General features: G+C 67.8%; 29 protein-coding genes, 1 tRNA gene, 1 other RNA gene and 2 pseudogenes. 10 read left to right on the top strand and 23 right to left on the bottom strand.

All coding sequences use genetic code 11. From position 1 onward, the window contains the following. Positions 1-80: 80 nt before the first annotated feature. The 3 genes from AWC03_RS25675 to pgm all read right to left on the bottom strand — a co-directional run bounded on the left by AWC03_RS25675 (position 81) and on the right by pgm (position 3,097). Positions 81-153: transfer RNA gene (locus tag AWC03_RS25675), tRNA-Ala, on the bottom strand. Between the two features lie 53 nt (positions 154-206). Next, positions 207-1,397 carry an MFS transporter gene (locus tag AWC03_RS25670; protein ID WP_276328786.1) on the bottom strand — a complete coding sequence of 397 codons (1,191 nt, stop codon included), beginning with the start codon at positions 1,395-1,397 and terminating at the stop codon, positions 207-209. Between the two features lie 71 nt (positions 1,398-1,468). Continuing rightward, a complete protein-coding gene (gene pgm / locus AWC03_RS25665) occupies positions 1,469-3,097 on the bottom strand; it encodes a phosphoglucomutase (alpha-D-glucose-1,6-bisphosphate-dependent) (protein ID WP_085243496.1) in 1,629 nt (542 codons plus the stop codon). Positions 3,098-3,235: 138 nt separating this feature from the next. Between pgm and crcB (AWC03_RS25660) the strand changes: the two genes are divergently transcribed. Together crcB (AWC03_RS25660) and crcB (AWC03_RS25655) are read left to right on the top strand one after the other, a co-directional pair. Then, positions 3,236-3,631 (top strand): fluoride efflux transporter CrcB, encoded by a 396-nt coding sequence (gene crcB / locus AWC03_RS25660; protein ID WP_085243495.1) that lies wholly within the window; start codon positions 3,236-3,238, stop codon positions 3,629-3,631. Further along, a complete protein-coding gene (gene crcB, locus AWC03_RS25655) occupies positions 3,628-4,011 on the top strand; it encodes a fluoride efflux transporter CrcB (protein ID WP_085243494.1) in 384 nt (127 codons plus the stop codon). Before crcB (AWC03_RS25660) ends, crcB (AWC03_RS25655) begins: the two co-directional genes overlap by 4 nt. A 1-nt stretch (position 4,012) precedes the next feature. Here the strand turns inward: crcB (AWC03_RS25655) and AWC03_RS25650 are convergent, their stop codons facing one another. Genes AWC03_RS25650 through AWC03_RS25640 form a run of 3 tightly spaced genes read right to left on the bottom strand, consistent with a single transcriptional unit; the run spans position 4,013 to position 5,880 of the window. Then, complete coding sequence (locus AWC03_RS25650; protein WP_085243493.1) at positions 4,013-4,630, bottom strand: GNAT family N-acetyltransferase; 618 nt, start codon at positions 4,628-4,630, stop codon at positions 4,013-4,015. After that, positions 4,627-5,502 (bottom strand): LLM class F420-dependent oxidoreductase, encoded by an 876-nt coding sequence (locus AWC03_RS25645; protein ID WP_085243492.1) that lies wholly within the window; start codon positions 5,500-5,502, stop codon positions 4,627-4,629. The genes AWC03_RS25650 and AWC03_RS25645 overlap by 4 nt, the downstream gene beginning before the upstream one ends. 21 nt (positions 5,503-5,523) lie before the next feature. Next, positions 5,524-5,880 (bottom strand): DUF488 domain-containing protein, encoded by a 357-nt coding sequence (locus tag AWC03_RS25640; protein ID WP_085243491.1) that lies wholly within the window; start codon positions 5,878-5,880, stop codon positions 5,524-5,526. A 48-nt stretch (positions 5,881-5,928) separates the two neighbouring features. Between AWC03_RS25640 and AWC03_RS25635 the strand changes: the two genes are divergently transcribed. After that, entirely contained in the window at positions 5,929-7,203 is a 1,275-nt protein-coding gene (locus AWC03_RS25635) for an HNH endonuclease (RefSeq protein WP_085243490.1), read from the top strand. Here AWC03_RS25635 and AWC03_RS25630 read toward each other — a convergent pair. The 3 genes from AWC03_RS25630 to AWC03_RS25620 all read right to left on the bottom strand — a co-directional run bounded on the left by AWC03_RS25630 (position 7,200) and on the right by AWC03_RS25620 (position 9,988). After that, positions 7,200-7,898, bottom strand: coding sequence for a mycothiol-dependent nitroreductase Rv2466c family protein (locus AWC03_RS25630; protein WP_085243489.1), 699 nt, complete (start codon positions 7,896-7,898; stop codon positions 7,200-7,202). The two genes, AWC03_RS25635 and AWC03_RS25630, sit on opposite strands and share 4 nt — an antisense overlap. Positions 7,899-7,917: 19 nt before the next feature. After that, on the bottom strand, positions 7,918-8,841 hold the full coding sequence (locus AWC03_RS25625; protein ID WP_085243488.1) for an HpcH/HpaI aldolase/citrate lyase family protein: 924 nt from the start codon (positions 8,839-8,841) through the stop codon (positions 7,918-7,920). 184 nt (positions 8,842-9,025) lie between these two features. Further along, positions 9,026-9,988, bottom strand: a complete 963-nt coding sequence (locus tag AWC03_RS25620; protein WP_085243487.1) for a hypothetical protein — start codon at positions 9,986-9,988, stop codon at positions 9,026-9,028. Between the two features lie 297 nt (positions 9,989-10,285). Between AWC03_RS25620 and AWC03_RS25615 the strand changes: the two genes are divergently transcribed. Together AWC03_RS25615 and AWC03_RS25610 are read left to right on the top strand one after the other, a co-directional pair. After that, the gene (locus AWC03_RS25615) at positions 10,286-10,858 is read left to right on the top strand and encodes a hemerythrin domain-containing protein (protein ID WP_085243486.1); all 573 of its coding nucleotides are present in this window, start codon (positions 10,286-10,288) and stop codon (positions 10,856-10,858) included. A 53-nt stretch (positions 10,859-10,911) separates the two neighbouring features. Then, positions 10,912-12,357 carry a protein adenylyltransferase SelO gene (locus tag AWC03_RS25610; protein ID WP_439098199.1) on the top strand — a complete coding sequence of 482 codons (1,446 nt, stop codon included), beginning with the start codon at positions 10,912-10,914 and terminating at the stop codon, positions 12,355-12,357. A gap of 38 nt (positions 12,358-12,395) precedes the next feature. Here AWC03_RS25610 and AWC03_RS27180 read toward each other — a convergent pair. From AWC03_RS27180 to AWC03_RS25590, 5 genes and pseudogenes are all read right to left on the bottom strand, one after another. Continuing rightward, positions 12,396-12,491: pseudogene (locus tag AWC03_RS27180) on the bottom strand (LLM class F420-dependent oxidoreductase); the annotation flags it as partial. After that, positions 12,487-12,867, bottom strand: a pseudogene (locus AWC03_RS28250) (DUF4267 domain-containing protein); the annotation flags it as partial. The pseudogenes AWC03_RS27180 and AWC03_RS28250, both read right to left, overlap by 5 nt. Before the next feature lie 58 nt (positions 12,868-12,925). Next, complete coding sequence (locus AWC03_RS25600) at positions 12,926-13,177, bottom strand: hypothetical protein (RefSeq protein ID WP_085243484.1); 252 nt, start codon at positions 13,175-13,177, stop codon at positions 12,926-12,928. Between the two features lie 49 nt (positions 13,178-13,226). Beyond that, positions 13,227-13,646 (bottom strand): YkvA family protein, encoded by a 420-nt coding sequence (locus tag AWC03_RS25595; RefSeq protein ID WP_085243483.1) that lies wholly within the window; start codon positions 13,644-13,646, stop codon positions 13,227-13,229. A gap of 30 nt (positions 13,647-13,676) precedes the next feature. Continuing rightward, on the bottom strand, positions 13,677-14,081 hold the full coding sequence (locus AWC03_RS25590) for a DUF732 domain-containing protein (protein WP_208859442.1): 405 nt from the start codon (positions 14,079-14,081) through the stop codon (positions 13,677-13,679). Between the two features lie 115 nt (positions 14,082-14,196). On the opposite strand from AWC03_RS25590, the gene AWC03_RS25585 reads away from it, so the two are divergent. Next, positions 14,197-15,060 (top strand): phytanoyl-CoA dioxygenase family protein, encoded by an 864-nt coding sequence (locus AWC03_RS25585; protein ID WP_085243482.1) that lies wholly within the window; start codon positions 14,197-14,199, stop codon positions 15,058-15,060. A gap of 192 nt (positions 15,061-15,252) precedes the next feature. Continuing rightward, complete coding sequence (locus tag AWC03_RS27175) at positions 15,253-15,471, top strand: hypothetical protein (RefSeq protein ID WP_141659281.1); 219 nt, start codon at positions 15,253-15,255, stop codon at positions 15,469-15,471. Positions 15,472-15,478: 7 nt separating this feature from the next. Here the strand turns inward: AWC03_RS27175 and AWC03_RS25580 are convergent, their stop codons facing one another. Continuing rightward, on the bottom strand, positions 15,479-15,823 hold the full coding sequence (locus tag AWC03_RS25580; RefSeq protein ID WP_141659280.1) for a hypothetical protein: 345 nt from the start codon (positions 15,821-15,823) through the stop codon (positions 15,479-15,481). A gap of 282 nt (positions 15,824-16,105) precedes the next feature. Here AWC03_RS25580 and AWC03_RS25575 point away from each other — a divergent pair, with 282 nt between their 5' ends. Together AWC03_RS25575 and AWC03_RS25570 are read left to right on the top strand one after the other, a co-directional pair. Next, a complete protein-coding gene (locus AWC03_RS25575; protein WP_085243480.1) occupies positions 16,106-17,002 on the top strand; it encodes a universal stress protein in 897 nt (298 codons plus the stop codon). A gap of 150 nt (positions 17,003-17,152) precedes the next feature. Then, complete coding sequence (locus tag AWC03_RS25570) at positions 17,153-17,809, top strand: M15 family metallopeptidase (protein WP_085243479.1); 657 nt, start codon at positions 17,153-17,155, stop codon at positions 17,807-17,809. Here the strand turns inward: AWC03_RS25570 and AWC03_RS25565 are convergent. Then, a complete protein-coding gene (locus AWC03_RS25565) occupies positions 17,806-19,326 on the bottom strand; it encodes a serine hydrolase domain-containing protein (protein ID WP_085243518.1) in 1,521 nt (506 codons plus the stop codon). The genes AWC03_RS25570 and AWC03_RS25565 overlap by 4 nt on opposite strands. A gap of 293 nt (positions 19,327-19,619) precedes the next feature. Here AWC03_RS25565 and AWC03_RS25560 point away from each other — a divergent pair, with 293 nt between their 5' ends. Next, positions 19,620-20,495: a patatin-like phospholipase family protein gene (locus AWC03_RS25560; protein ID WP_244275395.1), complete on the top strand. Its 876-nt coding sequence runs from the start codon at positions 19,620-19,622 to the stop codon at positions 20,493-20,495. 181 nt (positions 20,496-20,676) lie between these two features. Here the strand turns inward: AWC03_RS25560 and AWC03_RS25555 are convergent, their stop codons facing one another. From AWC03_RS25555 to ftsE, 7 genes are all read right to left on the bottom strand, one after another. Continuing rightward, on the bottom strand, positions 20,677-20,892 hold the full coding sequence (locus AWC03_RS25555; protein ID WP_158090005.1) for a hypothetical protein: 216 nt from the start codon (positions 20,890-20,892) through the stop codon (positions 20,677-20,679). 335 nt (positions 20,893-21,227) lie between these two features. Further along, positions 21,228-21,595: a transfer-messenger RNA gene (gene ssrA / locus AWC03_RS25550) on the bottom strand. Between the two features lie 90 nt (positions 21,596-21,685). Further along, positions 21,686-22,531, bottom strand: a complete 846-nt coding sequence (locus tag AWC03_RS25545; protein ID WP_085243478.1) for a maleylpyruvate isomerase family mycothiol-dependent enzyme — start codon at positions 22,529-22,531, stop codon at positions 21,686-21,688. A 46-nt stretch (positions 22,532-22,577) separates the two neighbouring features. After that, positions 22,578-23,327 carry an EamA family transporter gene (locus tag AWC03_RS25540; protein WP_439098197.1) on the bottom strand — a complete coding sequence of 250 codons (750 nt, stop codon included), beginning with the start codon at positions 23,325-23,327 and terminating at the stop codon, positions 22,578-22,580. 92 nt (positions 23,328-23,419) lie between these two features. Then, positions 23,420-23,929: an SsrA-binding protein SmpB gene (smpB, locus tag AWC03_RS25535; protein WP_085243476.1), complete on the bottom strand. Its 510-nt coding sequence runs from the start codon at positions 23,927-23,929 to the stop codon at positions 23,420-23,422. Between the two features lie 2 nt (positions 23,930-23,931). Beyond that, the gene (gene ftsX, locus AWC03_RS25530) at positions 23,932-24,825 is read right to left on the bottom strand and encodes a permease-like cell division protein FtsX (protein WP_085243475.1); all 894 of its coding nucleotides are present in this window, start codon (positions 24,823-24,825) and stop codon (positions 23,932-23,934) included. Further along, positions 24,826-25,515, bottom strand: coding sequence for a cell division ATP-binding protein FtsE (ftsE, locus tag AWC03_RS25525; RefSeq protein WP_085243474.1), 690 nt, complete (start codon positions 25,513-25,515; stop codon positions 24,826-24,828). Positions 25,516-25,558: the final 43 nt, after the last annotated feature.

Genomic DNA, 25,558 nt, shown 5'->3' with positions numbered 1-25,558 from the left:
TCAAACCCCGGCCGATGGCCGGGGAATCTGTAACCCATGACGCGACTCATCTGTCACCTATGACTCGACTCATCACAGGGTGGAGCTAAGGGGACTCGAACCCCTGACCCCCACACTGCCAGTGTGGTGCGCTACCAGCTGCGCCATAGCCCCAAGTCGTGCTCATCGAAGTTACACCACTGCGAACAGGCGTTCAAAGTCGCAGCTCAGGCCGCCTCACCGTCCGCCTCGGCCTCCGCCAAACCGTGCTCCGGATGGATCAGCGTGCGCGTTTCGGGCGCCAGCACCCACCCGGCGGCGGCGATCAGCAAGACGACTCCGCTGATGCCGAATCCCCACCCGAAGCTGAGCTTCTCCGCCGCCCAGCCGACGGTCATGGAGCCGATGATGGCGCCCAGGTCGGACAGCATCTGCACCGCGGCCACCGGAATGCCCGCGCGCGCCTCGTTGCCCAGGATGTCGGCGACCGCGGCCTGCATCGGCGACATGAAGATGCCGGTGGTCGCACCGGATATGGCGGCGGCGACCATGAACGCGGTCAGCGACGACGCGACTCCCAGCGCGGCGGTCGCCACGCCGGACGTCCCCAGGCCGACGATCAACAACATGCGCCGGCCCATCCGGTCGGACAGGTACCCACTGGGGATGACGGCCACCGCGTTGCCGGCCGCGAACGCCGCCAGCGCCACCCCGATGACGCCGACGCTTTCTCCCATGACGTCGGAGAGGAACAGCGGCACTAGCGCGACGCGCAGACCAAACGCCGCCCACCCGGTCGCGAAATTCGACAGCAGCGCCGCCCAATAGGCGCGGACGCGCAGGGCCTGGCGCATCGTCACCGTCGACCGGGTCGGCCGCGGAGGCGCGGCCAGCTCCGAATGCCGCAGACCGTAGAACAGCGCCACCGCCACACCTAGCATGGCGACGCCGTACACGATGAACGGAGCGGTCAGCCCCCATCCCGCCGTCAGGCCACCGATCGCCGGCCCGCCGACCGCGCCCACCATGAACGATGTCGTGAACAGCCCCGCGATCCGTCCCCGCGCGTCGGGTGGGCTGATATGGATCATGAGTCCCAACGCCGAGACATAAAACATCGTCGAGCCGACGCCGCTGATGGCGCGGAAAACCAGTAGTTGCCAATACGCCTGCGAATACGCGCACGCGATGGTGGACAAAGCCACGATCAGCAAACCGCCGATGTAAATCCGCCGCTCGCCCAACCGCTGCACCAGCACGCCGCTGACCGGTGCGAAACACAGCCGGCTCAACGAAAAGACGGTGACCAAGAAAGTCACCACCTTGATGCTGACCCCGAAGGTATGGGCGAAAGCGGGCATCGCCGGCGAAATGACACCGTAGCCCAGCGCGACCATGACATTCGCCCAGCTGAGGATCCAAACTTCGCGTGGCAACCGCGCCGAACGCGACGCGCGCTCCCCCGAGCGGGTAAAGCGGAGGGAAATGGTCACCCAATGACTTTATTCACCACTTCGCGCGCGGCTTCTTGCACCTCCGCCAAGTGTTCCGGGCCGTTGAAAGACTCGGCATAAATTTTGTACACGTCCTCGGTCCCCGACGGCCGCGCGGCAAACCACGCGTTCGCGGTCGTCACCTTCAATCCGCCCAGCGCGGCGCCATTGCCGGGCGCGGCGGTGAGTTTCGCGGTGATCGGCTCGCCGGCCAGCTCGGTGGCGGTGACCTGCTCGGCCGACAACTTGGCCAGGCGGGCCTTTCGCTCGCGGTCGGCGGGCGCATCGACGCGAGCGTAGAACGGCGTGCCGTATTCGGCGGTCAGCTCCTGGTAGCGCCGGGACGGACTCAGACCGGTGACGGCCAGGATCTCCGAAGCCAGCAGCGCGAGGATGATGCCGTCCTTGTCCGTGGTCCACACCGAGCCGTCGCGCCGCAAGAACGACGCCCCGGCCGACTCCTCGCCGCCGAATCCGATGGCGCCGCCGATCAAACCGTCGACGAACCATTTGAAGCCGACGGGCACCTCGACGAGCTTGCGGCCGATGCCGGCAACCACCCGGTCGATGATCGACGAACTGACCGCGGTCTTGCCCACGGCGATGCCGTCCGGCCACGACGGCCGGTGCGTGTAGAGGTAGTCGATGGCCACCGCCAGGTAGTGGTTGGGGTTGAGCAGCCCCCCGTCGGGCGTGACGATGCCGTGGCGGTCCGAGTCGGCGTCGTTGCCGGTGGCGATCTGATAAAGGTCCCGGTTGGCGATCAGGGAAGCCATCGCGTCGGGCGAACTGCAGTCCATCCGGATCTTGCCGTCGTGGTCGAGCGTCATGAACCGCCAGGTCGCGTCGACCAGCGGGTTAACCACCGTCAGGTCCAGACCGTGCCGCTGGGCGATCTCACCCCAGTAGTCCACGCTCGCTCCGCCCAGGGGGTCGGCGCCGATCCGGACCCCAGCCGCTCGGATCGCGTCGATGTCCACCACGTTGGGCAGGTCGTCGACGTAGTTGCCCAGGTAGTCGTGGCGCTGGACGGTCTGCAGCGCCCGGGCCAGCGGCACCCGCTTCACCCCCGCGCCGTCGCGCAGAATCTCGTTGGCGCGCTTGGCGATTGCGTTCGTGGCCTCGGTGTCCGCCGGGCCGCCGTTGGGCGGGTTGTACTTGAAGCCGCCGTCCGGCGGCGGATTGTGCGACGGTGTGACGACGATGCCGTCGGCCAGCGCTTCGGTGCGGCCCCGGTTGTAGCCGAGGATGGCGTGGCTGACCGCCGGCGTCGGGGTGTAGCGGTCGCGGGAGTCGATCACCGCGACGACGTCGTTGGCGGCCAGCACCTCCAGCGCCGACACCCACGCCGGCTCGGAGAGGCCGTGCGTGTCACGGCCGATGAACAACGGCCCCGTGGTGCCCTGCGCAGCGCGGTATCCGACGATGGCCTGGGTGATGGCCAGGATGTGGGCCTCGTTGAACGCCCCGTTCAGTGCCGAACCGCGGTGACCCGACGTGCCGAACACCACCTGCTGGGCGACGTCCTCGGGATCGGGCTGAATCGAGTAGTAGGCCGTCACCAGATGAGGCAGGTCGACGAGGTCTTCGGGGTGGGCCGGCTGACCGGCGCGGGGGTGGGCCATGGTTGTCAATTCTGCCCGTAATCAACTGTTCCGACTCCCCAGGCACGTTCCCGACTTCTCAGCTACTTCCTCGGTTCACCCACTGGCCAATCTCCCCCTAGGCTGCTAACGACCGGGCGCACACCGAAGGGATCACGCGTGGCACAGGATTATCGGGAACTGGGAGCGATCTTTGTGGGCGGGAGCCTCGGAACGCTCAGCCGCGTGGCGCTGGACACCGCTATCGTGCGCGACCCGCATCACTGGCCCTGGCCGACGTTCATCGTCAACATCGTGGGCGCGTTCCTGGTGGGCTACTTCACCACCCGATTGCTGGAGCGCCTGCCGCTGTCGAGTTATCGGCGCCCGCTGCTGGGCACCGGATTGTGTGGTGGTTTCACCACGTTCTCGTCGATGCAGGTCGAGACGCTGAGGATGATCGAGCATGGCCATTGGGTGTTGGCCACGAGCTACACCGTCATCAGCGTCGCGGTCGGCCTGCTGGCGGTGCACCTGTCCACCAAGCTGGTTCGGCGGGTCAGGGTGCGCGGATGACGGCTTCCATAGTCACCACGGCCCTCGTCTGGAGCGGTGTCGTTATCCTCGGGGGGCTCGGGTCGGTGCTGCGGTTCACGGTCGACCGTGCGGTGGGTCGCCGGATAGCCCGGTCTTTTCCGTTCGGCACGCTGACCGTAAACGTCAGCGGTGCAGCGCTTCTCGGCTTTCTCGGTGGCCTTGCGCTGAGCAAAGGCGCCGCGTTGCTGGCCGGCACCTCATTCGTCGGCTCCTACACCACATTCTCCACCTGGATGTTGGAGACCCAGCGACTCGGCGAGGAGCGACAGGTCCGCGTGGCGGTCGCCAACCTGATCGTCAGCGTCATGCTCGGTGTAGCCGCGGCGCTTCTCGGACAACAGATCGCCGAACACCTCTGAATCAATTACCGGGAACGTCGCCCGGCGTGCGGGGCAGCACGTACAGCGCCATCCGCCGATTCGTCATGTCGTGCTCGCCGAGGAAGACGCAGCCGCCCCGCTCGCAGAACGTGCGCGCCAGGACGTTGCGGTGGTCGGGATCGAACATGATGCGCCGGCATTGCGGATCAAGGCCCAGGATGCTGCCCACCAGATAGGGCAGCAGGTAACTCACGTGCCCCCGCTTGATGTAGTCCAGATCGGCCACCGCGACATGCAACCCCAGATCGTGGGGATCATGTTCGTATCGAGTAGCGATGGAATCCTTTGCCGCCCGGTATAATTCGATGTAGGCGCGGTCTGTTCCATAGAGCGTGGCGATAAATGGGCGGGAGAAAGTACCCTTGAGTTGCGCCCGCAGATAACGGTGCCAGCGCGCCACCGGCCAGGCGGACTCCCACGCCTCGACCAAGTGCGGCCGGCTCATCCACTCGGCGATCATCTCCGCGTCCGCTTCCGGGTCGGCCAGACGCAACCCGTACGGGTCGGGCAACGCGGGGATCGGCGGCGGTGGGACTGCGCGAATCTCGTCGGAGATGTCATTCAATTCCCGCGGCAGGATCGGATCGGCCTCACTCACGCGAGTGCCGCCTCCATCCACCGCTCGGCCAGCGCCGCAACCCATTCGGCCGCCGCCTCGGGCCGGTCGGGGGGTGATTCGACGAGAACCAGTTCGTCGATACCCAAGTCGGTGAGGGCGCCGACGTCAGCAACGCTCGGATCGCGCAGTGCGACCGACAGCCGCAGCTGGGCACGATCGCGACCCGAGTTGGCGCATAGCCGCTCCAGCTCGGCGACCCGGCCCCGCACGGCCTCCAGCCCGTCGATGTTGAACCCGTACCAGCCGTCGCCCCAGGCCGCCGCGCGGCCCAGTGCCGAATCGCTATTGCCCCCAAGCACGATCGGGATACGACGATCCCGTGCCGGCTTGGGGTTGACCCGGATGGAGTCGAAGCGGACGAAGTCGCCATCGAACGAAGCGACGTCATCGCGCCACACCGTGCGCATCGCGGCCGCGTATTCGGCGGTGCGCGCACCGCGGCGACCGAAGGGCACTGAGAGCGCGGCGAATTCCTCCCGGGACCACCCGACGCCGACACCCAGCGTCAGCCGCCCACCGCTGAGTCGATCCAGGCTGGCGGCCTGCTTGGCCACCACCACCGGATTGTGTTCGGGCAGCAGGAGCACGCCGGTCGCCAGCCCGATCCGGGACGAGGCGGCTGCGGCGAAGCTCAGGGCGATCATCGGGTCAAGCCAATCCGCTTGCGCGGGAACGGCAATGACGCCGTCGTCGGAGTAGGGATAGCGCGAAGCGGGTCGGTCGACCATCACGACGTGTTCGCCCACCCACAGCGTGGCGAAGCCGCAATCATCGGCGGTCGACGCGACGGCATCGATCACCGCGCGGTCGGCGCCGGCACCGATCCCCAGCGCATGCAATCCCAGCCGCATCGCACGATCGTCTCACGGCGTTCAGCGGCTTTTCAGCAACTCCGCAAGGACGGCCGCCTGGCTGATCTCCACGTCGCGAGTCGCGGTGACCAGGGTGACGGCACCGTGCCCGGCCAGTTCGCGGAGTTCGTCCAGCGCGGGGCTGTTCCGCAGCTCGGCCTTATAGCGTTTGGCGAACTCGCCGAACCGTTCGGAGCGGTGTTGATACCACTCCCGGAGTTCCTTCGACGGGGCGACTTCCTTGCACCAGGTCCCCACTCTCGGGTCGTCCTTGCGTACTCCCCGCGGCCAGACGCGGTCGACCAGCACCCGCGGGCCCTCGTCAGCGGTGACGTCGTCGTACACCCGCGCCACCTTGATCCTGCTCTTGGCGCTCATATCGCCAGCGTAGGCGCTTGTCGGTCCGCCGTCGTAGTATTCGAACCTATGTTCGAAGAACTGGCGAACGTCGACCCTGCGGCCGGCGAACCGGCGCTGATCGAGCGCATCGCCGAGCTGGAGACGATCAAGTGCGCGGCCGCCGCGGGCCAGGCCCGGGCCACGGCCGCGCTGGACGCCGCGCGCCGAGCCGGCGAGGCAGCCGCGGGGGTGCCCGCCGCGCGGCGCGGGCGCGGCGTGGCCGGCGAGGTCGCCCTGGCCCGGCGCGACGCACCCGCCCGGGGCGGCCGTCATCTGGGCTTCGCCAAAGCGCTGGTGAACGAGATGCCGCACACGCTGGCGGCGCTGGAATGCGGGGTCCTGTCGGAGTGGCGAGCGACGTTGATCGTGCGCGAGAGCGCCTGCCTGGACGTGGAAGACCGTCGCGCTCTGGACGCGGAGCTGTGCGCCGAGCCGGCCGGCCTGAACGGCATGGGGGACGCGCGAGTTGCGGCCGCGGCCAGAGCGATCGCCTACCGGCTGGATCCGCATGCCGTCGTCGAGCGGGCGGCCAGGGCCGAGAGCGACCGCACGGTCACCATTCGGCCGGCACCGGACACCATGGCGTACCTCACCGCGTTGTTGCCCGTGGCGCAAGGCGTTTCGGTGTACGCGGCGCTGCGCCGCGAAGCGGACACCCGCGGCGACGGGCGCTCACGCGGGCAGGTGATGGCCGACACCCTGGTCGAACGGGTCACCGGCCGTAGCGCCGCGGCCCCCAGCCCCATCGCGGTCAACCTGGTGCTGTCCGACGAGACGCTGCTCGGCGGTCACAACGGGCCGGCCGATCTCGATGGCTACGGGCCCATCCCCGCGGCGGTCGCGCGCGCCATGGTCCGCAGCGCTGTCACCGACCGACGTTCGCGCGCGACCCTGCGCAGGCTGTACGCGCATCCGCGGTCCGGGGCGCTGGTGGCCGTGGAGTCACGGGCGCGCATCTTTCCCCGCGGGCTGGCCGCATTCATCGGACTACGCGATCAGCGTTGCCGCACCCCGTACTGCGACGCCCCGATCAGGCAGCGCGACCACGCGCGACCGTGGGCCGACGGCGGCCCGACCACCGCGGACAACGGTCTGGGGCTGTGCGAGCACTGCAACTACGTCAAGGAGAACGCGGGATGGCGAGTGAGCACCGCGGTCGACGAAAAGCACACTCACACGGCGCTATTCAGGACGCCAACCGGCAAGACCTACCGGTCGACGGCACCGCCGCGCGCCCCCGCGATCACCGTCAGCGAGCTGGAGACCCGGATCGGGGTCTGTCTCGCGCGACACGCGGCCTAGGTCTCCTGGCCGGTGAGGCGCTCGACATCGATGACTTCGCCGCGGTTGATGCTGACCCAGTCACGCCCGTCCAGGTAGGGACGCAGGCTTCGGCCGATGAGCTCGACATCGGCGGGCGATTTGGGCCGCTGCAGCTCGTAGACGTGGTGCAGCTCGGCCATGCCGGTGACGACATTCCACAGCGTCAACGCCTGGGGACCGGTGGGCGGGTCCACCAAGACCGGTCCGAACAGGCACTGCCCCGCCAAGAACAAGGTGGGCACCCCATAGCCGCCGGCATCGACGACCCGTTGATGATCCTGGCGTATCTCGTCGTGAGTGGTCGGGTCGTCCAGCGCCGCGTCGAAAACCGACGTGTCCACGCCGATGTCGCTCAGCAAGCGGCGGGCAACTACCGGGTCGTGCGGTTTGCCGCCCAGCGTGTGCAGTTCGTGGCCGATGGCGCCGTACCACCGATCCAGCAGCGCCATGTCCATTCGGCGCAGCAGCGCCCCGATCCGCATCAACGACCATCCATAGGACCAGTCCCGCTCCCACGGGTGCTTCTGGCCCTCGGACCGGTTGACCTCTTCGAGGCTGAAGAAGCGCCAGTCGACGGTGATGCCGAGTTGCTCGCGCACGTCGCGAATCCACACCGACGTCTGGTAGGCGAACGGGCACATCGGGTCGAAATGGAAATCCACCGCAACGCTCATGCTGGACCCGCTTCGCCGCTCAGTAGTGATAGGTGTCCGACGGCGCGGGCGAATGATCGCGTTCTTCGTCGTCGAAGTCCGACGGTTCGATGCCGTAGGCGCGAGCCAGCTCGAGAATCTTGGTGGCCCGGGCGATGCGCGGCAGGTCGGAACCGTTACGAATCTCTCCCCCGTCACGTTCGAACTCGGCGAAAAACTCCTTCGCCCAGGATATTTCGTCGTGCGATGGCGACAGGCCCTCGTTCACCACCCCGCACTGGTCGGGTGTCAGGCAGATCTTGCCCGTCATCCCGAACTCCACGGACACGGCCGTGGCCTCGATCAGCTTCAACGCGTTCGAGCCGATCGTGGGCCCGTCGATGGCGCTGGGCAGGCTGGCCGCCTTGGCGGCGATCGTGAACCGCGACCGGGCGTAGGCCAGCGTGCCCGGGTCGTCCCCGAAACCGGTGTCGCGGCGGAAGTCTCCGATGCCGAAGGCCAGCCGGAAGGTGCCCTTGGCCGCGGCGATTTCGGTGATGCGCTCGAGCCCGCGGGCCGTTTCCACCAGCGCCACGATCGGCACGTTGGGCAGCCGTTGCGCTGTCTCGGTGACGTGGTCCACCGATTCCACCATCGCCAGCATCACCCCGCCGACCGGCGTTTCCGCCAGCGCCGCGAGGTCGTCCGCCCACCACGGCGTGCCGAAGCCGTTGACGCGCACCCAGTCGGTGTTGCCGGCGCCCAGCCAACTCACCACGTTGTCGCGGGCGGCGTGCTTGTCCTTGGGTGCGACGGCGTCCTCGATGTCGAGAACGACGATGTCAGCCCGGGAGTGCACCGCGGACTGGAACCGGTCGCCGTGCGCGCCGTTGACCAACAGCCAGCTCCGGGCCAAAACGGGATCGATGCGGTAGCCGATGGTGTCGTCGGGCTCCGTCGCGGTGGTCTCGACCTGGTCGTACATTTCGCTGATCTGTCGTCTTTTCGTGGTTATCGGTGGTGGGCGTGCCCCATAACCGTAGCGATATCCGGCAACGGGCGGTCGGGCATGCCCCCATCGGGGGTTCAGCCTTCCGAAACGGCGCGGCCGCCCGGATCGAGACGGGAAGCCTCGTCCGGGCGGCCTTGCTGTCGAGCCCGCGGTTCGACTAGTTGATGCCGACGACCTCCTGCGCGATGGCGGCAACGCGCGTTTGGGCGGCCGACACGACCCGCTGGCGGTTCTTGTTGGCCTCCTCGTAGGCGATGATCGTCCGCACGTCGCTCGGGTTCGCGAGGTCCTTGATCTCGGCGACGGCCTCGTTGACGTTGAGCTCGTCATAGTTGGCGATCGGCAGCTCGTCGGCGTCGAGGACCCCCACGGAGGCGCGGGCCGCATGCAGGGCGTTGGCGGTCTGCCGGGCCCCCTCGTTGCGGGTCACCCGCTCGGCGGCTTCGAGGGCGGCGTTCCGGGACGCGGCGAGCGCCCGGGTCGCCACGTCACCCGCGTGCGCGCCCCTGCTGACCAGTTCGTTGAACGTCGGGCGGGCGGAGCGCAGCGCGTCCGCGGCGCGGTCGACCCCTCGGACCGACCACTCCATGGGCAGGTTGACCAGTTTCACCGCGGTACCGGCCGCCGCCTGCAACGGTGTGCGACGCAGCGCGGCCGGGCCGCCGAGCGCATCCTCGGCAAGCACGGTCGTCAGCCAGTCGACGGTCGCCGAGTGAGCGGTGATCAGCCGCGTGGCCAGGCTTTCGACCTCGCGCAGCTCGGCGGCCACCGCCAGCGCCTTGAGGTAGCGGGCGCGGTCGAGCAGTTGGTCCTCGAGCGCCAGGTCGCCCAGCAGGGCCTCGTCGAACGGTTGCGCCTGTTCGGTGAGCGCCTTGACGGCCGCCGCGGCACGGCCCAGGAAGGGGCCGACGATGTCGGGGACGCCGCCCAGCTCGCGGATCGCCTTCTCGATCGCCTCGGAGCGCTCGCGCGCGTTCGAGGCGTTTTGTGTCAGTTCACGCTCGACGGCCTCGGTACGCGCCTGCGCGATGCGGGTTTCGGCAACCTGGATCTCGGTGTTGGTCAGCTGGTGCAGGGCGCGCAACTGCGCCAATACCGTCGTCTTGTCCGATGAAGTCATTGAAAGACTCGCCTCCTGCGTTGATTGTCTGGATCGGCACGAAAGCGCCTTCGGGTCGGCTACCCGTTTGGGGGGGAGCGGATAACATCGGCGCCCGGCGTGTGACCCAGATCGCTTTCTGGCGCACAACACCCTCGGTGCTGCCGCGAAACACCCTGCGGTGCAAGGCGGCAGTGCGGGCGGACACCGGCACCCCGCCCGCGTCGTTTAGCCGCTTGTACAGGGGGTACGCCTCGACGAACCGCACACAAGCCCACGGTGCGAGCTAACCAATTCCCGAACACTGGAGGTATCGCGATGGCCGACATGATGGTGCAATCGCCCGACGAGGTCGTCGCTTTCCTGAAGGCGCAACACAACCTCATCGAGGACATGTTCGACGAAGTCCTGCACGCCTCCGACCCGCTGGCCCGGGAGAAGCCGTTCGTCGAATTGCGTCAATTGCTGGCCGTCCACGAGACGGCCGAGGAAATGGTGGTGCATCCGCGGGTGCGCCGCGAGACCGACGACGGGGATACCATCGTCGACGCCCGGCTCGAGGAAGAGCACGAAGCCAAGGAGCTGCTGTCGCAGATCGAGGACCTCGACATCGCCTCGCAGCAGTTCGTCGACGCCGTCACCAAGCTGCGCGACGCCGTGCTCGAGCACGCGCGGCACGAGGAGGAAGACGAGTTCCCCGTGCTGCTCCGGGAGGTCGACGAGGGCGATCTCAAGCGCATGGGTGCCGCGGTGCGAGCGGCCGAGGCGATCGCGCCGACCCGCCCGCATCCGGGCGTCGAATCGGCGAAGCTCAATTTCGCCCTGGGCCCGTTCGCGTCGATGCTCGACCGCGCCCGCGACGTGATCAAGCAGGCCATCGGCGTCGGCTAGGCCGGCGACCCCGAACTTTCCGTAGGCTCGACGAGGTGAGTGTCGCTCCGGATATGACGGTTGCTCTGCAAGACCGGTTCTTCCGCGAGCTGCCGGAGATGGCCGTGCGCTGGCAGGCGGAGGCTCCGGCCGAGCTGACGCTACTCGCGTTCAACGAGGCGCTTGCGGCGGAACTCGGCCTGGACGCCGACTGGCTGCGGAACGCCGACGGGCTGCGCTTCCTGGTGGGCGACTTGGTGCCCAGCACCGCCGTTCCGGTGGCGCAGGCCTACGCGGGCCATCAGTTCGGCGGCTTCGTCCCGCGGCTGGGCGACGGGCGGGCCCTGCTGCTCGGCGAGCTCGTCGACGCCGGCGGCGGTCTGCGCGACATCCACCTCAAGGGCTCCGGGCCGACGCCGTTCGCGCGCGGCGGCGACGGGCTGGCGGCGGTGGGTCCCATGCTGCGCGAGTACATCGTCAGCGAAGCGATGCACGCGCTTTCAGTGCCGACGACGCGGTCGCTGGCCGTCGTGGGCACCGGCCGCCCGGTGCTGCGCGAGGCGGAACTGCCCGGGGCGGTGCTGACCCGCGTGGCCAGCAGCCATCTGCGGGTGGGCAGCTTCCAGTACGCCGCGTCCGCCGGCGACATCGAATTGCTGCGCCGACTCGCCGACCACGCGATCGCCCGCCACCATCCCAGCGCCGCACAGGCCGAACGCCCCTACCTCGCGCTGTTCGAAGGCGTGGTCGCCGCGCAGGCGTCGCTCATCGCCCGCTGGATGCTGATCGGATTCGTGCACGGGGTGATGAACACCGACAACATGACGATCTCCGGCGAGACGATCGACTACGGACCGTGCGCCTTCATGGAGGCCTACGACCCCGACACGGTCTTCAGTTCGATCGACTTCTGGGGGCGCTACGCCTACGGCAACCAGCCTCTGGTCGCGGGCTGGAACCTCGCCCGTTTCGCCGAGACCCTGCTGCCGCTGCTCGCCGAGGACGTCGAGGAGGCCGTCGCGCTTGCCGAGGCATCGTTCGGTGTTTTCCAGCGCGAGTACGACGCCGTGTGGTCGTCCGGCATGCGCGCCAAACTCGGTTTGCCCGCCGACATCGAAGCCCGAGACTGCACGGCGCTGGCCGACGAATTGCTTGCCCTGCTGAAGGACAGCCACGTCGACTACACCTCGTTCTTCCGCCACCTCGGCCGAGCGGCCCGTGGCGATGCCGAACCCGCGCGCGGATTGTTCATCGACCTCGCCGGGTTCGACGCCTGGCTGTCGCGCTGGCAGGGCCTGCGCCCCGACGCCGACGTCATGGGCCGGGCCAACCCGGTCTACATTCCGCGCAACCACCTGGTCGAGGAGGCCCTGGCCGCCGCGACGGCCGGCGAGCTGGGACCCGTCGAACGGCTCCTCGCCGCGGTGACGGCGCCGTTCGACGAGCGGCCGGGCCTGGACCGCTATGCCAGCCCGGCCCCGGAGGACTTCGGCAAGTACCAAACATTCTGCGGCACTTAGCCTTACGCGAGCTTTGCGGCTTCGGCCCAGAGCCCGGCCGGACTGTGTGAATGCTCAGCGAGGAACAGCGACTCCAAGCCACGCTGCTCGAGCGCCCGCCCCAGCTCCACCGGATTGATGCCCTCGTCCGTCACCGGCCCGGGTGGTACGCCGCGCCGCGCCCCACAGCCCGACCCCGATGCCGACGACGGCGCCACCGAGCCCGACGATGCGCTGCGAGGGCTTCAGCTGGTCGTGGACGCTGATGCCACCGAGCAGGTCGGCCGCGTCCGCACCGCCGGACGCCAGGAACCAGCCGCGGGTGTTCTTGCCGCGCAGTGCCGCCGCCGCGAGCATGCCGCCGATCAACGCGTCGCGATATCCCATGGAGCGCAACAACAGTCGCGCTGTCGGTGGCGGGTCGCCCGGGTCTCCCCAGAATCGGTTCGCACTCAACGGGTCCACGAGGAACCAGACGCCGGAAGTGAATCGGATGCTGCCCGCCACGAGAGCGGCCCGGTCGATCGACATGGTCTGCCAGCCTAGGAGCAACCCGCGCTCTCGCGCGCCGGTTTGCCCCAAGGGGCGGTCACGGCGCCGGGCACGCGTGCGCGATCGGTATGGCGGCCGGCCACAACGCGGTGGTCAGGCCGAAGGCGACGGCGTCGGCACCCGCGGGCAGCACGGCTTCCACCCGGGCCTGGATTCGCCGGGTCTCGTCACCGTGCAGCACGGTCCACCCGAAACCGACGCACAGATAGGGAATCGCCAGCCACAGCGCCAATTCGATCAGCGCGCCCACCCGGACCCGATGGCGCAGGGTGCGGCGCAGTAGATCCATGACCGCACACTCGCACACGGCCGTCGTCACCGCAAAAGTGCAGCGGCCTTCACTCCAGCGCGGGGTCGGGCAGCCCGCATAGCTTGCACAAGGCGGCAAGCCCTTCGGGTGTGCCGGGCCAGTGCTTGGCGAGCGCGTCGGGTCCCGCCGTGCGGCTGACCCAGCGCAGCACCAGGCCGACGATGATCACGTCGTCGGCGAATCCGATGACCGGGATCGCATCGGGAATCAGGTCGATGGGCGACACGACAAAGCCGATCAGCGCGACCAACGCGATCCGGATCCGGCGCGGCAGTTCGCGGTCGGCGGCGAGGCGCTTCAACAGCCGGAGCACGTCGGGCAGCAAGCGCACCAGGTCCTGCATGTTGGCCTTGGGTTTCATCAGCCAGAAGGTGATCGCGAGGATCACCCAGATCACCGCAAACGCGCACATGAGGCCGATCGGAATCATCCACCAGTCAGACCACATCGTTCGATCTTCCTGGACGCACCCGGTGCCTTACGCGGCACCCGGCGCGGGCCACGGAAACATGGGCCACATGCCCGTCGGCGGCAACGTCGGACCCGGCGGCGGCTCGGTGGTCGGTTCCCCCAGGTGCTGGGGGCAATAGGCGGCGACCGCGCTGACCGTGAACTTGGTTGCGTCGTCCACCGAGAATCCCGGGTTGCTCGCCGACATGCTTTGGATCACGTCGGCCTGCGAGTGGCCCTCGTCCATCAGCTGGCAGGCCTTCTTCGCGACCCCGATCGCGACGGGCCCGCTCTTATAGGGCACCCCCGCCTGATTGAGCGCCGCCAGGAAACTCCCATCGGGGCCCGAGCCGTTGCCAGCGGGATCGGCCTGCGCCGGGGCGGCCACGCCGATGAGGGCGGCGAAGCTCGCCAGCACGAGAAGTATCCGCACCGCTTCATCCTGGTACAGGAAGTCGGTGTTGTCCTGTTGGCCGCGTCGCCCGCGATTCGGTGTGGGTCGAGGGGAACTCGGCTTACTGTGGGTGCGGGATGAAGGACGCGTGCCAATGAACATCGACGACGAGCCCGTCACGACGCTGGAAGACCTGCGGGGCGACCTGGCGCAGCGGTACCGGCGGACGCGCAGCGGCGGGCAGTCGGTGGACACCGCCGTCGTCGACGCGGACATGGCGGCCCTCGACCGCGACGGGTACGTCGTCTGGGAGAACCTGCTCACCGCCGAGCAATGCCGCGAGATCCGCGAGGTGGTGCGCCCGTGGCTCGCCCACACGGGACGCAACTCCTTCGAGGGCCGGCGCACCCAGCGCGTCTACAGCCTGCTGAGCCGGACGCGGCTCTGCGACGGGCTCGTCGACAACCCCCGCGTGCTCGCGGTGCTCGATCGGCTGCTGATGCCCAACTACCTGCTTTCGGCGTTGCAGGCCATCAACATTCAGCCCGGCGAGGCCGCGCAGCTGGCGCATCACGACGACGGGTTCTACCCCGTTCCGCGGCCGCGAGAACCGTTGGCGGCGGCCACGATCTGGGCCATCGACGACTTCACCGCCGACAACGGCGCCACGGTGCTCTACCCGGGCAGCCACCGGTGGGGCAAGCGCCGGCCGGGCCCGGACGATGCGGCCCTGCCCGTGGTGATGCCCGCCGGGTCGTGCGTCTTCTTCGTCGGCACGCTGTGGCACGGCGGGGGCGCCAACAGCACCGACCGCGACCGCCTCGCCGTCACCGCCCAGTACTGCCAGCCGTGGCTGCGGCCGATGGAAGCGTTCACGCTGTCGATCTCGCGCGACATCGCCCGGACGGTGTCCGACGACATTCGCCGCATGCTGGGCTACAGCATCCACCCGCCTTTTGTCGGCGCGGTCGACGGTCTGCACCCGCTGCGACTGCTGGAGACCGCGCAGGACTCGTAGGGCCCACTCCCGGGTGAGGATGGCTCGCGCGCCGGATGACTTTGCACCTCGATCGCCTGGCTGCGACTCAAGGCCGGCGACGTTAACTGCGCGCCCGGGCCGGTCCACGGACACGGCGCGGACCCGCTGGTGTGTGACGCACCGCACATCTATGCTGGTGGTGTATCGCGGGTCACAACCCTAGGAGCTCTCATGGCGGCAACCCACAGCTCGGGCAAACCCGTCGTTGTCGTACGACGTTCCGGCGGGGCGATCCATCCGCACCGGACATTGCTGGCCGTGGCCATCGTCGTGGCCCTGATCGCCGCGATCACGGCCACCGTCGTCGCCGCATCGACGGGACACACCACCACCGCGCTCATCATCGCCGTCGCGGCGGGCGCGTGGTTCTCCGCCGCCCTCTGCTGCTAGCGGCCTGCTAGCTGGCGACAGCGCCGGGGCAGTACTTGATCCGGCCCAGGTCGACCCACATGTTGGCGGTCTTGGCGGCCTGCTGCGGGTTCAGCCCGGTCACGCTCTGATTGTTGGCTTGTTGCATCGCACCGACGATCTGGGCGCGTGACCAGCCCTGTGCCATGGCCCTGCACATCGTCTGTTCGGTTTGCATCTCGTAGAAGGGCCAATCCGGCGGAAAGCCGATCGGGTCGGCATGGGCCACAGCGAGTGTGGGCGGCAGCGAGGCCGAAGCAACGAACGCGATCACGAACGACACGGCGGTGAACAGCCTTCTCGTGACGGACAGGGGTGCGAGCGACAGTTGCACGGACACTTCTCCTCGATTCAGCGCCTCGATGACCCGGAGGCTCGGCAAACGACAGCCCCCGCTCGTCAATCGTAGGGCTTGGGCGCTCCTTGCGTGGCCCCCTCCGAGGAGGTCGGTAGTGGGCGACGTTTCCGCTGTGCGCCGTGCGGTGCGGGGAAGCAATGGCCCACGCGACCCACTCGGTGCCTTTGGTCCTTCGGCTTACATCTCTTCGGCCCTGACACTGGCGCCCGCCCCGGGCGATCCTTCGCGGTGAGCACACGGCAGACGGAGCGAGCTGAGATGTGGCAACCACCACCTGGCGCGATCTTGGTGGGCGTTGACGGCTCCGCCGCGGCGCTGGGCGCCGTCCGCTGGGCGGCGCGGGATGCGGCGCTGCGGAAGGCGCCGCTGACCCTCGTCCATGTCGTCGACGCCGTCTTACCGGAGTGGTTCGAGGTCGCCGCGCCGGCGGGATTCAGCCAATGGCAGCAACACCGGGCACGCGAGGTCATCTCCGCGGCGGTCAAGGTGGCCGAGGCGAACACCGGTGACTGCGATCCGGTGCGGATCGATGGCAAGGTGTTGCATTCGGCCACCGTCCCGACGCTCGTCGGCCTCTCGCAAGCGGCGGACATGGTCGTCGTCGGCCACCGCGGAAACGGCGGCGCCTTGGCCGGCAGCTTCCTGGGCTCGGTGAGCTCGAAGTTGGTTTACCACGCGCATTGCCCCATCGCCGTGATCCGCGAAAAAGAGATGACCGGCGATGGCGCGCGGGCCCCGGTCCTGGTCGGCATCGACGGCTCACCGGCATCGGAAACGGCCACCGTCCTCGCGTTCGAGGAAGCCTCCCGGCGTGGTGTCGGCCTGACGGCCTTGCACGCCTGGACCGATCCGCGGGTTGCCGGCTCCAAGGCGTTGTTCCAAGACGCCAAATGGGACGCTCAGCTATCGCAGGAGGAGGCGGTGCTCGCGGAGCGGCTGGCGGGTTGGCACGAACGCTATCCCGACGTGGCGATCGATCGCAGGATCGAGATCGGCGACCCGGCGCGTTGGCTGATTGAGGCGTCCGAACGGGCGCAACTGGTCGTGGTCGGCAGCCACGGCTGCGGCTGGTTCAGGGGCAGGCTGCTGGGCTCGGTCGGGGCGGCGGTGGTCAACAGGGCCAAGGTCCCGGTGATCGTGGCCCGCTCGCCCTGACTGCGGCCGAGTAGCGTGTCCCGGGGCGCGTCGGCCTGACGGCTTATCACGGCGGTGGGGATGCAAGAAGCAAGCGGCGAGGACTCATCCCCGTTGACACCTTTCGACCGGCGACGTCCAGCGGCGGCCGGAGCGATCGCCGCATGTCTCATGCTGGTGGCGTGCACCGCCGGGCAGCGGGCACCATCGCCCTCTCCCACGCCGTCCCCGCCGGCCGTCGCGTCGTCGGCCGGTGTGCCGCCGGCGCCCGCCGGCGCGGCGGTGGAGCCAGTCACCGAGGTCGAGCTGGGCGCGAGCTGGCGGCCGGGTTGCCCCGTCGAGCCGGGGCGGCTGCGACGGGTCACCGTCGACCACATCGGCTTCGACGGCCAGGCGCATCGAGGCGAGCTGATCGTGCACGAGGACTTGGTGCAGGACGTCATCGCGATCTTCGAAAGGCTTTACCGGCTGCGCTATCCGGTCGAGAGGATCCGAACGGTCGACCACTATTCGGACGCGGATGACGAATTGTCCATGGAGGACGACAACACTTCGGCGTTCAACTGCCGGCGCATCCCCGGAACCGACGAATGGTCTCCGCACGCGTACGGCCGGGCCATCGATGTCAATCCGCTGGTGAATCCCTGCCTCTACGCGAGCGGGTATTTCGAACCGCGCAACGCGGCGCCCTACCTGGACCGCAGCCGCACCGATCCGGGGCTCCTACACGATGGCGACGCGGCGGTGCGGGTCTTCACGGATCGAGGCTGGATGTGGGGCGGCGCGTGGACGCGTCCCCTCGACTATCAACACTTCGAGCGACCCTAGAGGCCCAGGGCGCGTGCGGTCGCTGTGGCAATCTCACCTCGCAGATTGGATATCGGTGGGCTGCCTCGGGTGTGAATCGAATTCGACAGCACAACGACGTAGGTATCCGATCGCGGGTCCAGCCAGACGGAGGTTCCGGTGAATCCGGTGTGGCCAAAGCTACCGATGGGGAAGAGCAGGCCCCGCGGCGCGGACTGGCCCGTGTCGATATCCCAGCCGAAGCCGCGCAGGTTCTGCCCCGCGATCGCCGGATAGCGCGGGGCGAGCAGCGGATCTGTCCTGTTCGGCCTCGTTGCGAGGGCGGCCCGCGCGGCCGCGTTGGCCGCCGTGAGTTGCTCGGGCGAATGTCCCGGCTGCTGCGGAGTCGTCATCAACTCGAGAGTTGTTTGCGCCAAGGGGAATTCGCTCGGACGGCCCGCGAGCCTATCGAGCAGTGCCTGCGCAAAGATGCCGACATCGTGGGCCGTCGAGAACACGCCCGCGTGCCCGGCCACCCCGCCCATGCGCCGCGCCGTCGTGTCCTGCACGGTCCCACGAAGCAGGCGATCGAGATCCGGATTCTTGCCCGGATCGGCTCGGCCCTCTTCGTCTCGCGCCGTCGGTGCGATGCGCGGCAGCAGACCGGTGCTCCACGTTCCCGCGGGGCAGGCGTCCGGCGCCCGGCGTTGCGGCGCGGGAGCCCAGGCGATCGCGGCTCCCAGCGTCGTGTGGGGACCGCACGCTTGTGCGGGCGGGAGGTAGCGCGTGTCTGTCATGCCCAGTGGCTCGAACACGTGTTGCTGAACGTAGACATCCAGGGCCTCGCCGGTGGCCTTCTCGATCAGCGCGCCGAGCAGGATGTAGTTGATGTCCGAGTAGCGGAAAGCCTGCCCCGGCGCCGATTCCAGTGGGGTGGTGAGCGCGCGGTGAAGGCCCTCGTCTTTGTCGGCTCTGTCCAGTCCCCACGGGTCGCCGAGATTGACGTCCCCCGTTTCGCCGGAGGTGTGGGTCAGGAGCATGCGGACGGTCACTTGCGCTCGGCGCGAATCGTTGCCGGTGTTGAAGTCGGGTAGGTATTGCTGCAGCGGGTCGTCGACGGCCACCTTGCCGCGCTCGTAGAGCTGCATGACGGCGGTCGCCGTCGCGAGGCTCTTGGTCAGCGACGCCAGGTCGAAGATGGTGTCCTCGGTCATCGGCTCGGCGGGCGCCGGCGACCCGTCCAGCCCGGGTTCGCCCGCAAGTTTGCGCATGCCGTAGGCCTGGTGGAAGGCGACCTTGCCGCCGTGACCGATGACCACCACTGCGCCCGGCAGCTTGTTCGCCGCGATCGCGTCGTTGATCAGCTGGGAGACTTTTGAGAATTCAACCGCGGTCGCGGCATCGGGCGGCGTAGCCGGTGTCGGGGGGTTGGGCGTCAGGGCCGGAGGCAACGGCCCTATCGTCGGGGTCCCGCGCAATCCCGGGTGCACCGAATCCCCCCGCGAGCACCCAGCAAGCAGGACAAGAAAGACAGCTCCACCGGCAATGGCCCTGCGCAGTGGCCTGCCGAATGCAAGGCCCGCAGGCGAGCTGTCGTCGTTCACGTGATTCCCCGCCGCGTCGATGGAATGCCATCAGTGGCCATCCGCCACGATGTTGGGTCCGCCGCTGCGGCCTGTCAAGCATTCGTTCGGCCCCGCAGATTGGGGGCCGGTCTTTCGTCGCAGTGCTACCACGATGTCGAACCGACCCACAGGGGCCGACGGAGCCGATGCCCCCTCCGTAGGGGCCGCCGGACCTTGTCTGCACCGCCTGGCGATTACTACGGCGCCGCCTGTCTTAGCCTGATTGGGTGAACGGTCACGTGCTCGGGCTGGACGGGCTGCCCCGACCAGTTGGGTACGTGCTTGGCGGAGGGGGCAGCCTTGGCGCGATCCAAGTGGGCATGCTTCAGGCGCTCAGCGAGTGCGAGGTCACGCCCGATCTCGTCGCCGGCACCTCGGTTGGGTCGCTCAACGGCGCGGTCATCGCCGCGGACCCGAAAGGTGCGGTGAACCGGCTCTCGCACGTGTGGGCACGAATGACGCGAGATCAGGTGTTCCCGGGCGGTTTGCTCGCCCAAGCCGTGCTGCTGCAGAGGGTCAAGACGCACCTGTTCCCCAACACCGGACTGGCCGCGGTGATCACCGACTTTATCGGGCAGGCAACGACATTCGCCGACCTGACACTGCCGTTCGCCGCAGTCACGACAGATATCGCCACCGCGCGGCCACACGTCGTGCGTAACGGTCCGCTGCTGCCCGCTCTGCTGGCCAGCGCGGCGATCCCGGGCATCTTCCCATCCGTCGACCTCGACGGGTATCAACTCTACGACGGCGGTCTGGTGGCCAACGTCCCGATGCGCCACGCGGTCGAGATGGGGGCACGCTCGTTGGTGGTGCTCGACTGCAACTTTCCAGGCCAACTGCCGGGTTCGCCTGACACGATCGCCGACATTCTGCTCTACACCGCGATGGTCGCGATGCGCGCACAGTCCGTGCTCGAGGCTCCCGTCATGGCCGCCGGGATCCCGGTCGTGTACATTCCCGGGCCCGCGCCCAGACTGGTGTCGCCACTTGACTTCACACACACTGCCGCCTTGATCGAGGCCGCGTATGTGTCCGCTCGCTCGTTCCTGGAGCAACTGCGCATCACAGGTCCGGGCTTGTACGGAACCCCGTCCCCCTGATCGTCTCGCTGCGCGTGCAAGGCATCAGCGCGGCGAGATGGCAGCACACCCGCCGCGCTGGTCGAGGCCCTACCGGGCAATTCGATTGCTCAACCGCCTTTTCGTTCCATTTCGGTCCAACTCGGTACCACTCGTTATCTGCGGTTCCGTTTTAGGGTCTTGCGGCGTCAATGCTCACGGTCTACTGCCCGGGCTCGCTGGACTGGTAGGGCTGGTCGGGCTCGTCGGAGTCGTCGGGCTCGCAGAAGTCGTCGGGCTCCCGGGAGTCGTCGGGCTCGCGGGACTCGTTGGGCTCCCGGGAGTCGTCGGGCTCGCGGGACTCGTTGGACTGGCGGGACTTGTCGGGCTCGTAGGACTCGTGGGCGTGGGACTCGCAAGGCCTGGGCCTTCGCCACACCAGTCCGCCACATCTTTCGGGTATTGCTCGAGCGGTAGTGGACAACGCTGCCCCGGCGGGAAATTGGCGCCGGCGTTGAGCAGATCGCAGGGCACGTAAACCTGCTTGCCCTTAGGAGTGTTGGTCAGACACTTCGTCGGCGGATCGGCATGGCCCTGGGCGGGGACGATGATCGCCACCGCCAAAGTGACGAGCACCCCGATAGCAAGGCGATAGATCATCAGCACTCCTCCATCCTGAGCCCCGGGCAGGATTGAACTCTGATGGAAGATAGTCAGCCAAAGCCGACGAAAAAGAAAACTGGTCAGACGTTGTTGCTCTGACCAGCTATTTCTCAGTGGAGCTGCCGGGAATCGAACCCGGGTCCTACGGCATTCCCTCAAGGCTTCTCCGTGCGCAGTCCGCTATGCCTCTGCTCGGATCTCCTGGTCACACGGACTAGCCAGGATGACGATCCCAGTCGCTGTTGGTGTCCCGACGAGTCCCGCGACCGGACTCATCGGTGGATCCCTCTAGCTGACGCCAGGCTCCGGGTCGAGGGCTTTCCCGGTCTGACGGACTAGCTGTCGCTTAGGCAGCGAGAGCGTAGTCGCGCTGATGTGAATCGGCGCTTATCTGGTTGCAACGACGCTTACGGTGGTCTCTTGCCTGCACCGGCACGCTTCCCTTGATTCGATGCGCGAAGTCGAAACCGTTCAGCCCCTCGCATCCCCGCCGATTTTCGGCAGGACAATCAATGGTACGCCGCTATCAACGCGGGGCAACCGAGTTATCTTCCCGGCCGGTACGGCGGTCAGATCACGAAATTGAGATGCTCGATGACCTGGGCGGCGACCTCCTTGTCGCCGTCCACCTCGATGTCCTGCGAGCGTGCGGAGCACATCGGGCGCCCGCCGGCGAGCCGGGTGAACTGCAGCCCGTCCAGCCGGATCGACACTGTCGGCTCTCGACCGCCGAAGTCGTCGACCACCTGGGCCCGGCCGTCGACGGCGACGCGGATGCTGCGGGAAAGCGGCCCGGTGAGCTCGAGCAGGACACGCGAACCCTCGGGGGCTTTGGCCCGCTTGCCCACCACGTAGCCCATCGTCGCGGCGATCTCGTCGAGGGACAGCTCCGACGCGGGCCCGCCTAGCTGATCACCGGAGGAGGGCCGCCCCAGCGCCTGGCGAATGTCCTGCTCATGCATCCAGCAGTCGAACACGCGGACCCGCATGAACCGCCCGTAGCTCTCCGGGCCCACCGGCGCCAGCGTCACCGCGTCCCACTCCCCGGCGGGCATGCCCGTCAGTGCCTTGCGCCGCTCGTCGGTGATGTCCTTGAACCGGTTGAGCACGTCGGCACCGGGTTCCGCGCTGAGGTGGCGGACCCAGCACTCGTTCATCACGCCGATGTCGTTGCGGACGTGGTCGAGTGCCGAGACGTCGATGTCGGGCTGGGGCGCGGGGACGCCGGCGAGGAAGCATTCGGTGCCGATCATGTGCGCCACCAGCGCCTTGACGTCCCAGCCGGGCAGCGGACTGGCCGCCTGCCAGTCCGCTTCCGCCAGCCCGCCCAGCAGCGCGGTGATGTCGTCCCACACCGCGAACAGACCAGCGAGCACATCGGACTTGTCCAGCTTGGTGACGGGGCGATCGGCCATGCTCGGATACTAGGCCGGTGGGCCGGTCAGTCGACAGGCGCAGCCGTCAGCTGGCGGCGATCATGGCCACCGACCCCATGGCCATCACCATGCCGAAGCCCTGCCAGCGGGTCAGCCGCTCGCGCAGCACCACCATCGCCAGCACGACGGTCGCCGCCGGGTAGAGCGAGATCAGGATGCTGGCCAGCGACAGGAGCCAGGTGTGCAGGGCCAGCAGCATGGTGACGTTGGCGCAGATGTCCAGCAGCGCCACCGCCCAGGCGAGCTTCATGGGCTTCCCGCGCGGCGCCCGGAAGTTGTTGCTGGCTGCGGCCATCACGAAGATCACCACGGTGGCCGAGAGCCGGGCGAAGACCAGCGGCCACAGCTTGCATGCGTGCGGCGCCTGATGAAGAAACACCAGGTTCAACCCCATCGCCGAGCCGGCCAGCAGCGTGAGCCACGCCACCTTCGGGGTGAATCGATACGGTGTGACCTCCTGTGCGGTGGCCTCCCGGCTCACCAGCATGACCGCGATGAGGGCCAGTACGACGCCCACCGAAGCCCCCGGCCCCGGACGCTCCCCCAGCGCCACGCCGACCGCCACCGGCACGGCGGCGTTGAGGACCGCCGCCAACGGCGAGACGACGGAGATCGGCCCGGCGCCCAGCGCCGCGAAGAACGCCCACATGCCGACCGCCATGCCGACGCCGTAGAGGCCGCCCCAGAAGATGGCGCCACGCGTGATCGGCCCGCCCACGACGACGGCGAGCACGCCCAGCAGAAGGGTCTCGATCGGGTAGACCACCAGCATCACGCGCAGCGCGGCCACCCGTCGAGCGGCTACACCGCCCACAAAATCGCTGACGCCGTACGTGACGGCCGACAGCTGGGCGTAAGCGGCCCCGATCAGTTCATGCCCTTGGCTCGGCGACCCAATTCACGGACCACTTCGCGCTGGGCATCGCGGCGGGCCATGTCCTGGCGTTTGTCGTGCGCTCGCTTGCCGCGCGCCAGCGCGAGCTCGACCTTGACCTTTCCTTCGGAGAAATACAGAGACATCGGCACGAGGGCGAGGTTACCATCTCGTATCTTTCCGATCAGCCGGTCAATTTGTTGCCTATGTAACAACAACTTTCGATTGCGGCGGGGTTCATGGTTGGTCCAGCTACCGTGCTGATACTCCGGAATGTACAAGTTGCGCAACCACACTTCGCCGTCGTCGACGGTTGCGAACGCGTCGGCCAGCGACGCGTGGCCCTCGCGCAGGCTCTTCACCTCGGTACCCTGCAAAGCCACTCCCGCCTCGAATTCCTCGAGGATCGAATAGTTGTGCCGCGCTTTGCGATTGGTGGCCACGATCTGTTTGCTGCCGCGCTTGCCGCCCGCCGCCTTGGCCCGGCCGGGATCTTTGGCCATAGCTACCGCCGTATGTAGAGGCGCAATGTCGCGTAGGCGGTCAGCCCGGCCATCGACACGCCGAGCAGGAACAACCACGGCGAGATGTAGAGGATGTCGGCATAGTCGACCTTCGCGATCAAATGAGCTTGGTAGAACTGGCTGAGCGCGTTGTCCAGGAACCACGCCCGCACCAGGACCAGGCCGGCGATCGCGATGGCCACACCGATGGACGCGGCCAGCATCGCCTCCACCAAGAAGGGCAACTGCGTGTACCAGCGACTGGCGCCGACCGAGCGCATGATCCCGATCTCCGTGCGTCGCGTGTAGGCCGCGACCTGGACCATGTTGGCGATCAGCAGGATCGCCCCGACGGCCTGCACCAGGGCGACGGCGAACGCGGCGTCGCGCAAACCGTCCAGAACGGCGAATAACCGGTCGATCAAATCCTTTTCGTTGAGGATGCTGCGCACCCCGGGCTGACCCTGCATCGCGGCGTCGAACTCCGCGTGCTGTTCGGGGTTGTTCAGCTTGACGATGAACGACGCGGGAAACGATTCCTTGCCGGCCACGTCCTTGAACTCGGGAAACTTCTTGATCGCGTCGTTGTAGGCGTCCTGCCGGTTGACGAAGCGCACCGATTTGACGTCTTGTCGCGCATCGATCTTGTCCCGCAGCGCTTTACACGGAGGGGACGCACACGTCGCGTCGTTCGCGGAGATGTCGTCGGTGAGGAACACCTGCGTCTCGACGCGGTCGAGATAGATCTCCCGCGAGTTGTCGGCCAACCGGACCACCAGCAGACCGCCACCGAACAGGCCGATGGAGATGGCCGTGGTGAGGATCATCGCGGCGGTCATCGTGACGTTGCGACGAAGGCCGGTCAGGACCTCGTTGAACAGGAAGCCAAAGCGCACTTAGCGGTCCATCCCATAGATGCCCCGCTGCTCGTCGCGAACCAGCCGCCCCAGAGACAACTCCACGACGCGCTGACGCATCGAGTCGACGATGTGGTGGTCGTGCGTCGCCATCACCACCGTCGTGCCCGTGCGGTTGATCCGCTCCAACAAATCCATGATGTCCTTACTGGTGTCCGGGTCGAGATTGCCAGTCGGCTCGTCGGCCAGCAGAACCAGGGGCCGGTTGACGTACGCGCGTGCGATCGCGACCCGTTGCTGCTCGCCGCCGGACAACTCGTGGGGCAGCCGGTTGGCTTTGCCGGACAGGCCGACGGTTTCCAGCACCTCGGGCACCACCCGGTTGATCGCGTCGGTCCGTCTGCCGATCACCTCCAGCGCGAAGGCGACGTTCTCGTAGACGGTCTTCTGTTGCAGCAGGCGGAAGTCCTGGAAGACGGTCCCGATCACCTGGCGCAGCTTCGGGATGTGACGCCCGCGCAGCTTGTTGACGTGGAACTTCGACACCCGGATGTCACCGGACGTCGGGTTCTCCTCGCCGAGCAGCAGCCGCATGAACGTCGACTTGCCGGAGCCCGACGGGCCGATCAGGAAGACGAATTCACCCTTGTCGATCTTGACGTTGACGTCCTCCAGCGCCGGGCGGGCCGACGTTTTGTACTTCTTGCTGACATGGTCCAGGGTGATCATCACGGCACGCCAGTGTAGCCGTGAATTTCGCTGGCAAGCCAAG

This window comes from Mycobacterium europaeum, assembly GCF_002102155.1.
GTDB classification, from domain to species: Bacteria; Actinomycetota; Actinomycetes; order Mycobacteriales; family Mycobacteriaceae; genus Mycobacterium; species Mycobacterium europaeum.
Note: the sequence above shows the minus strand (reverse complement) of the source record. Positions and strands in the feature narration are given on the sequence as shown.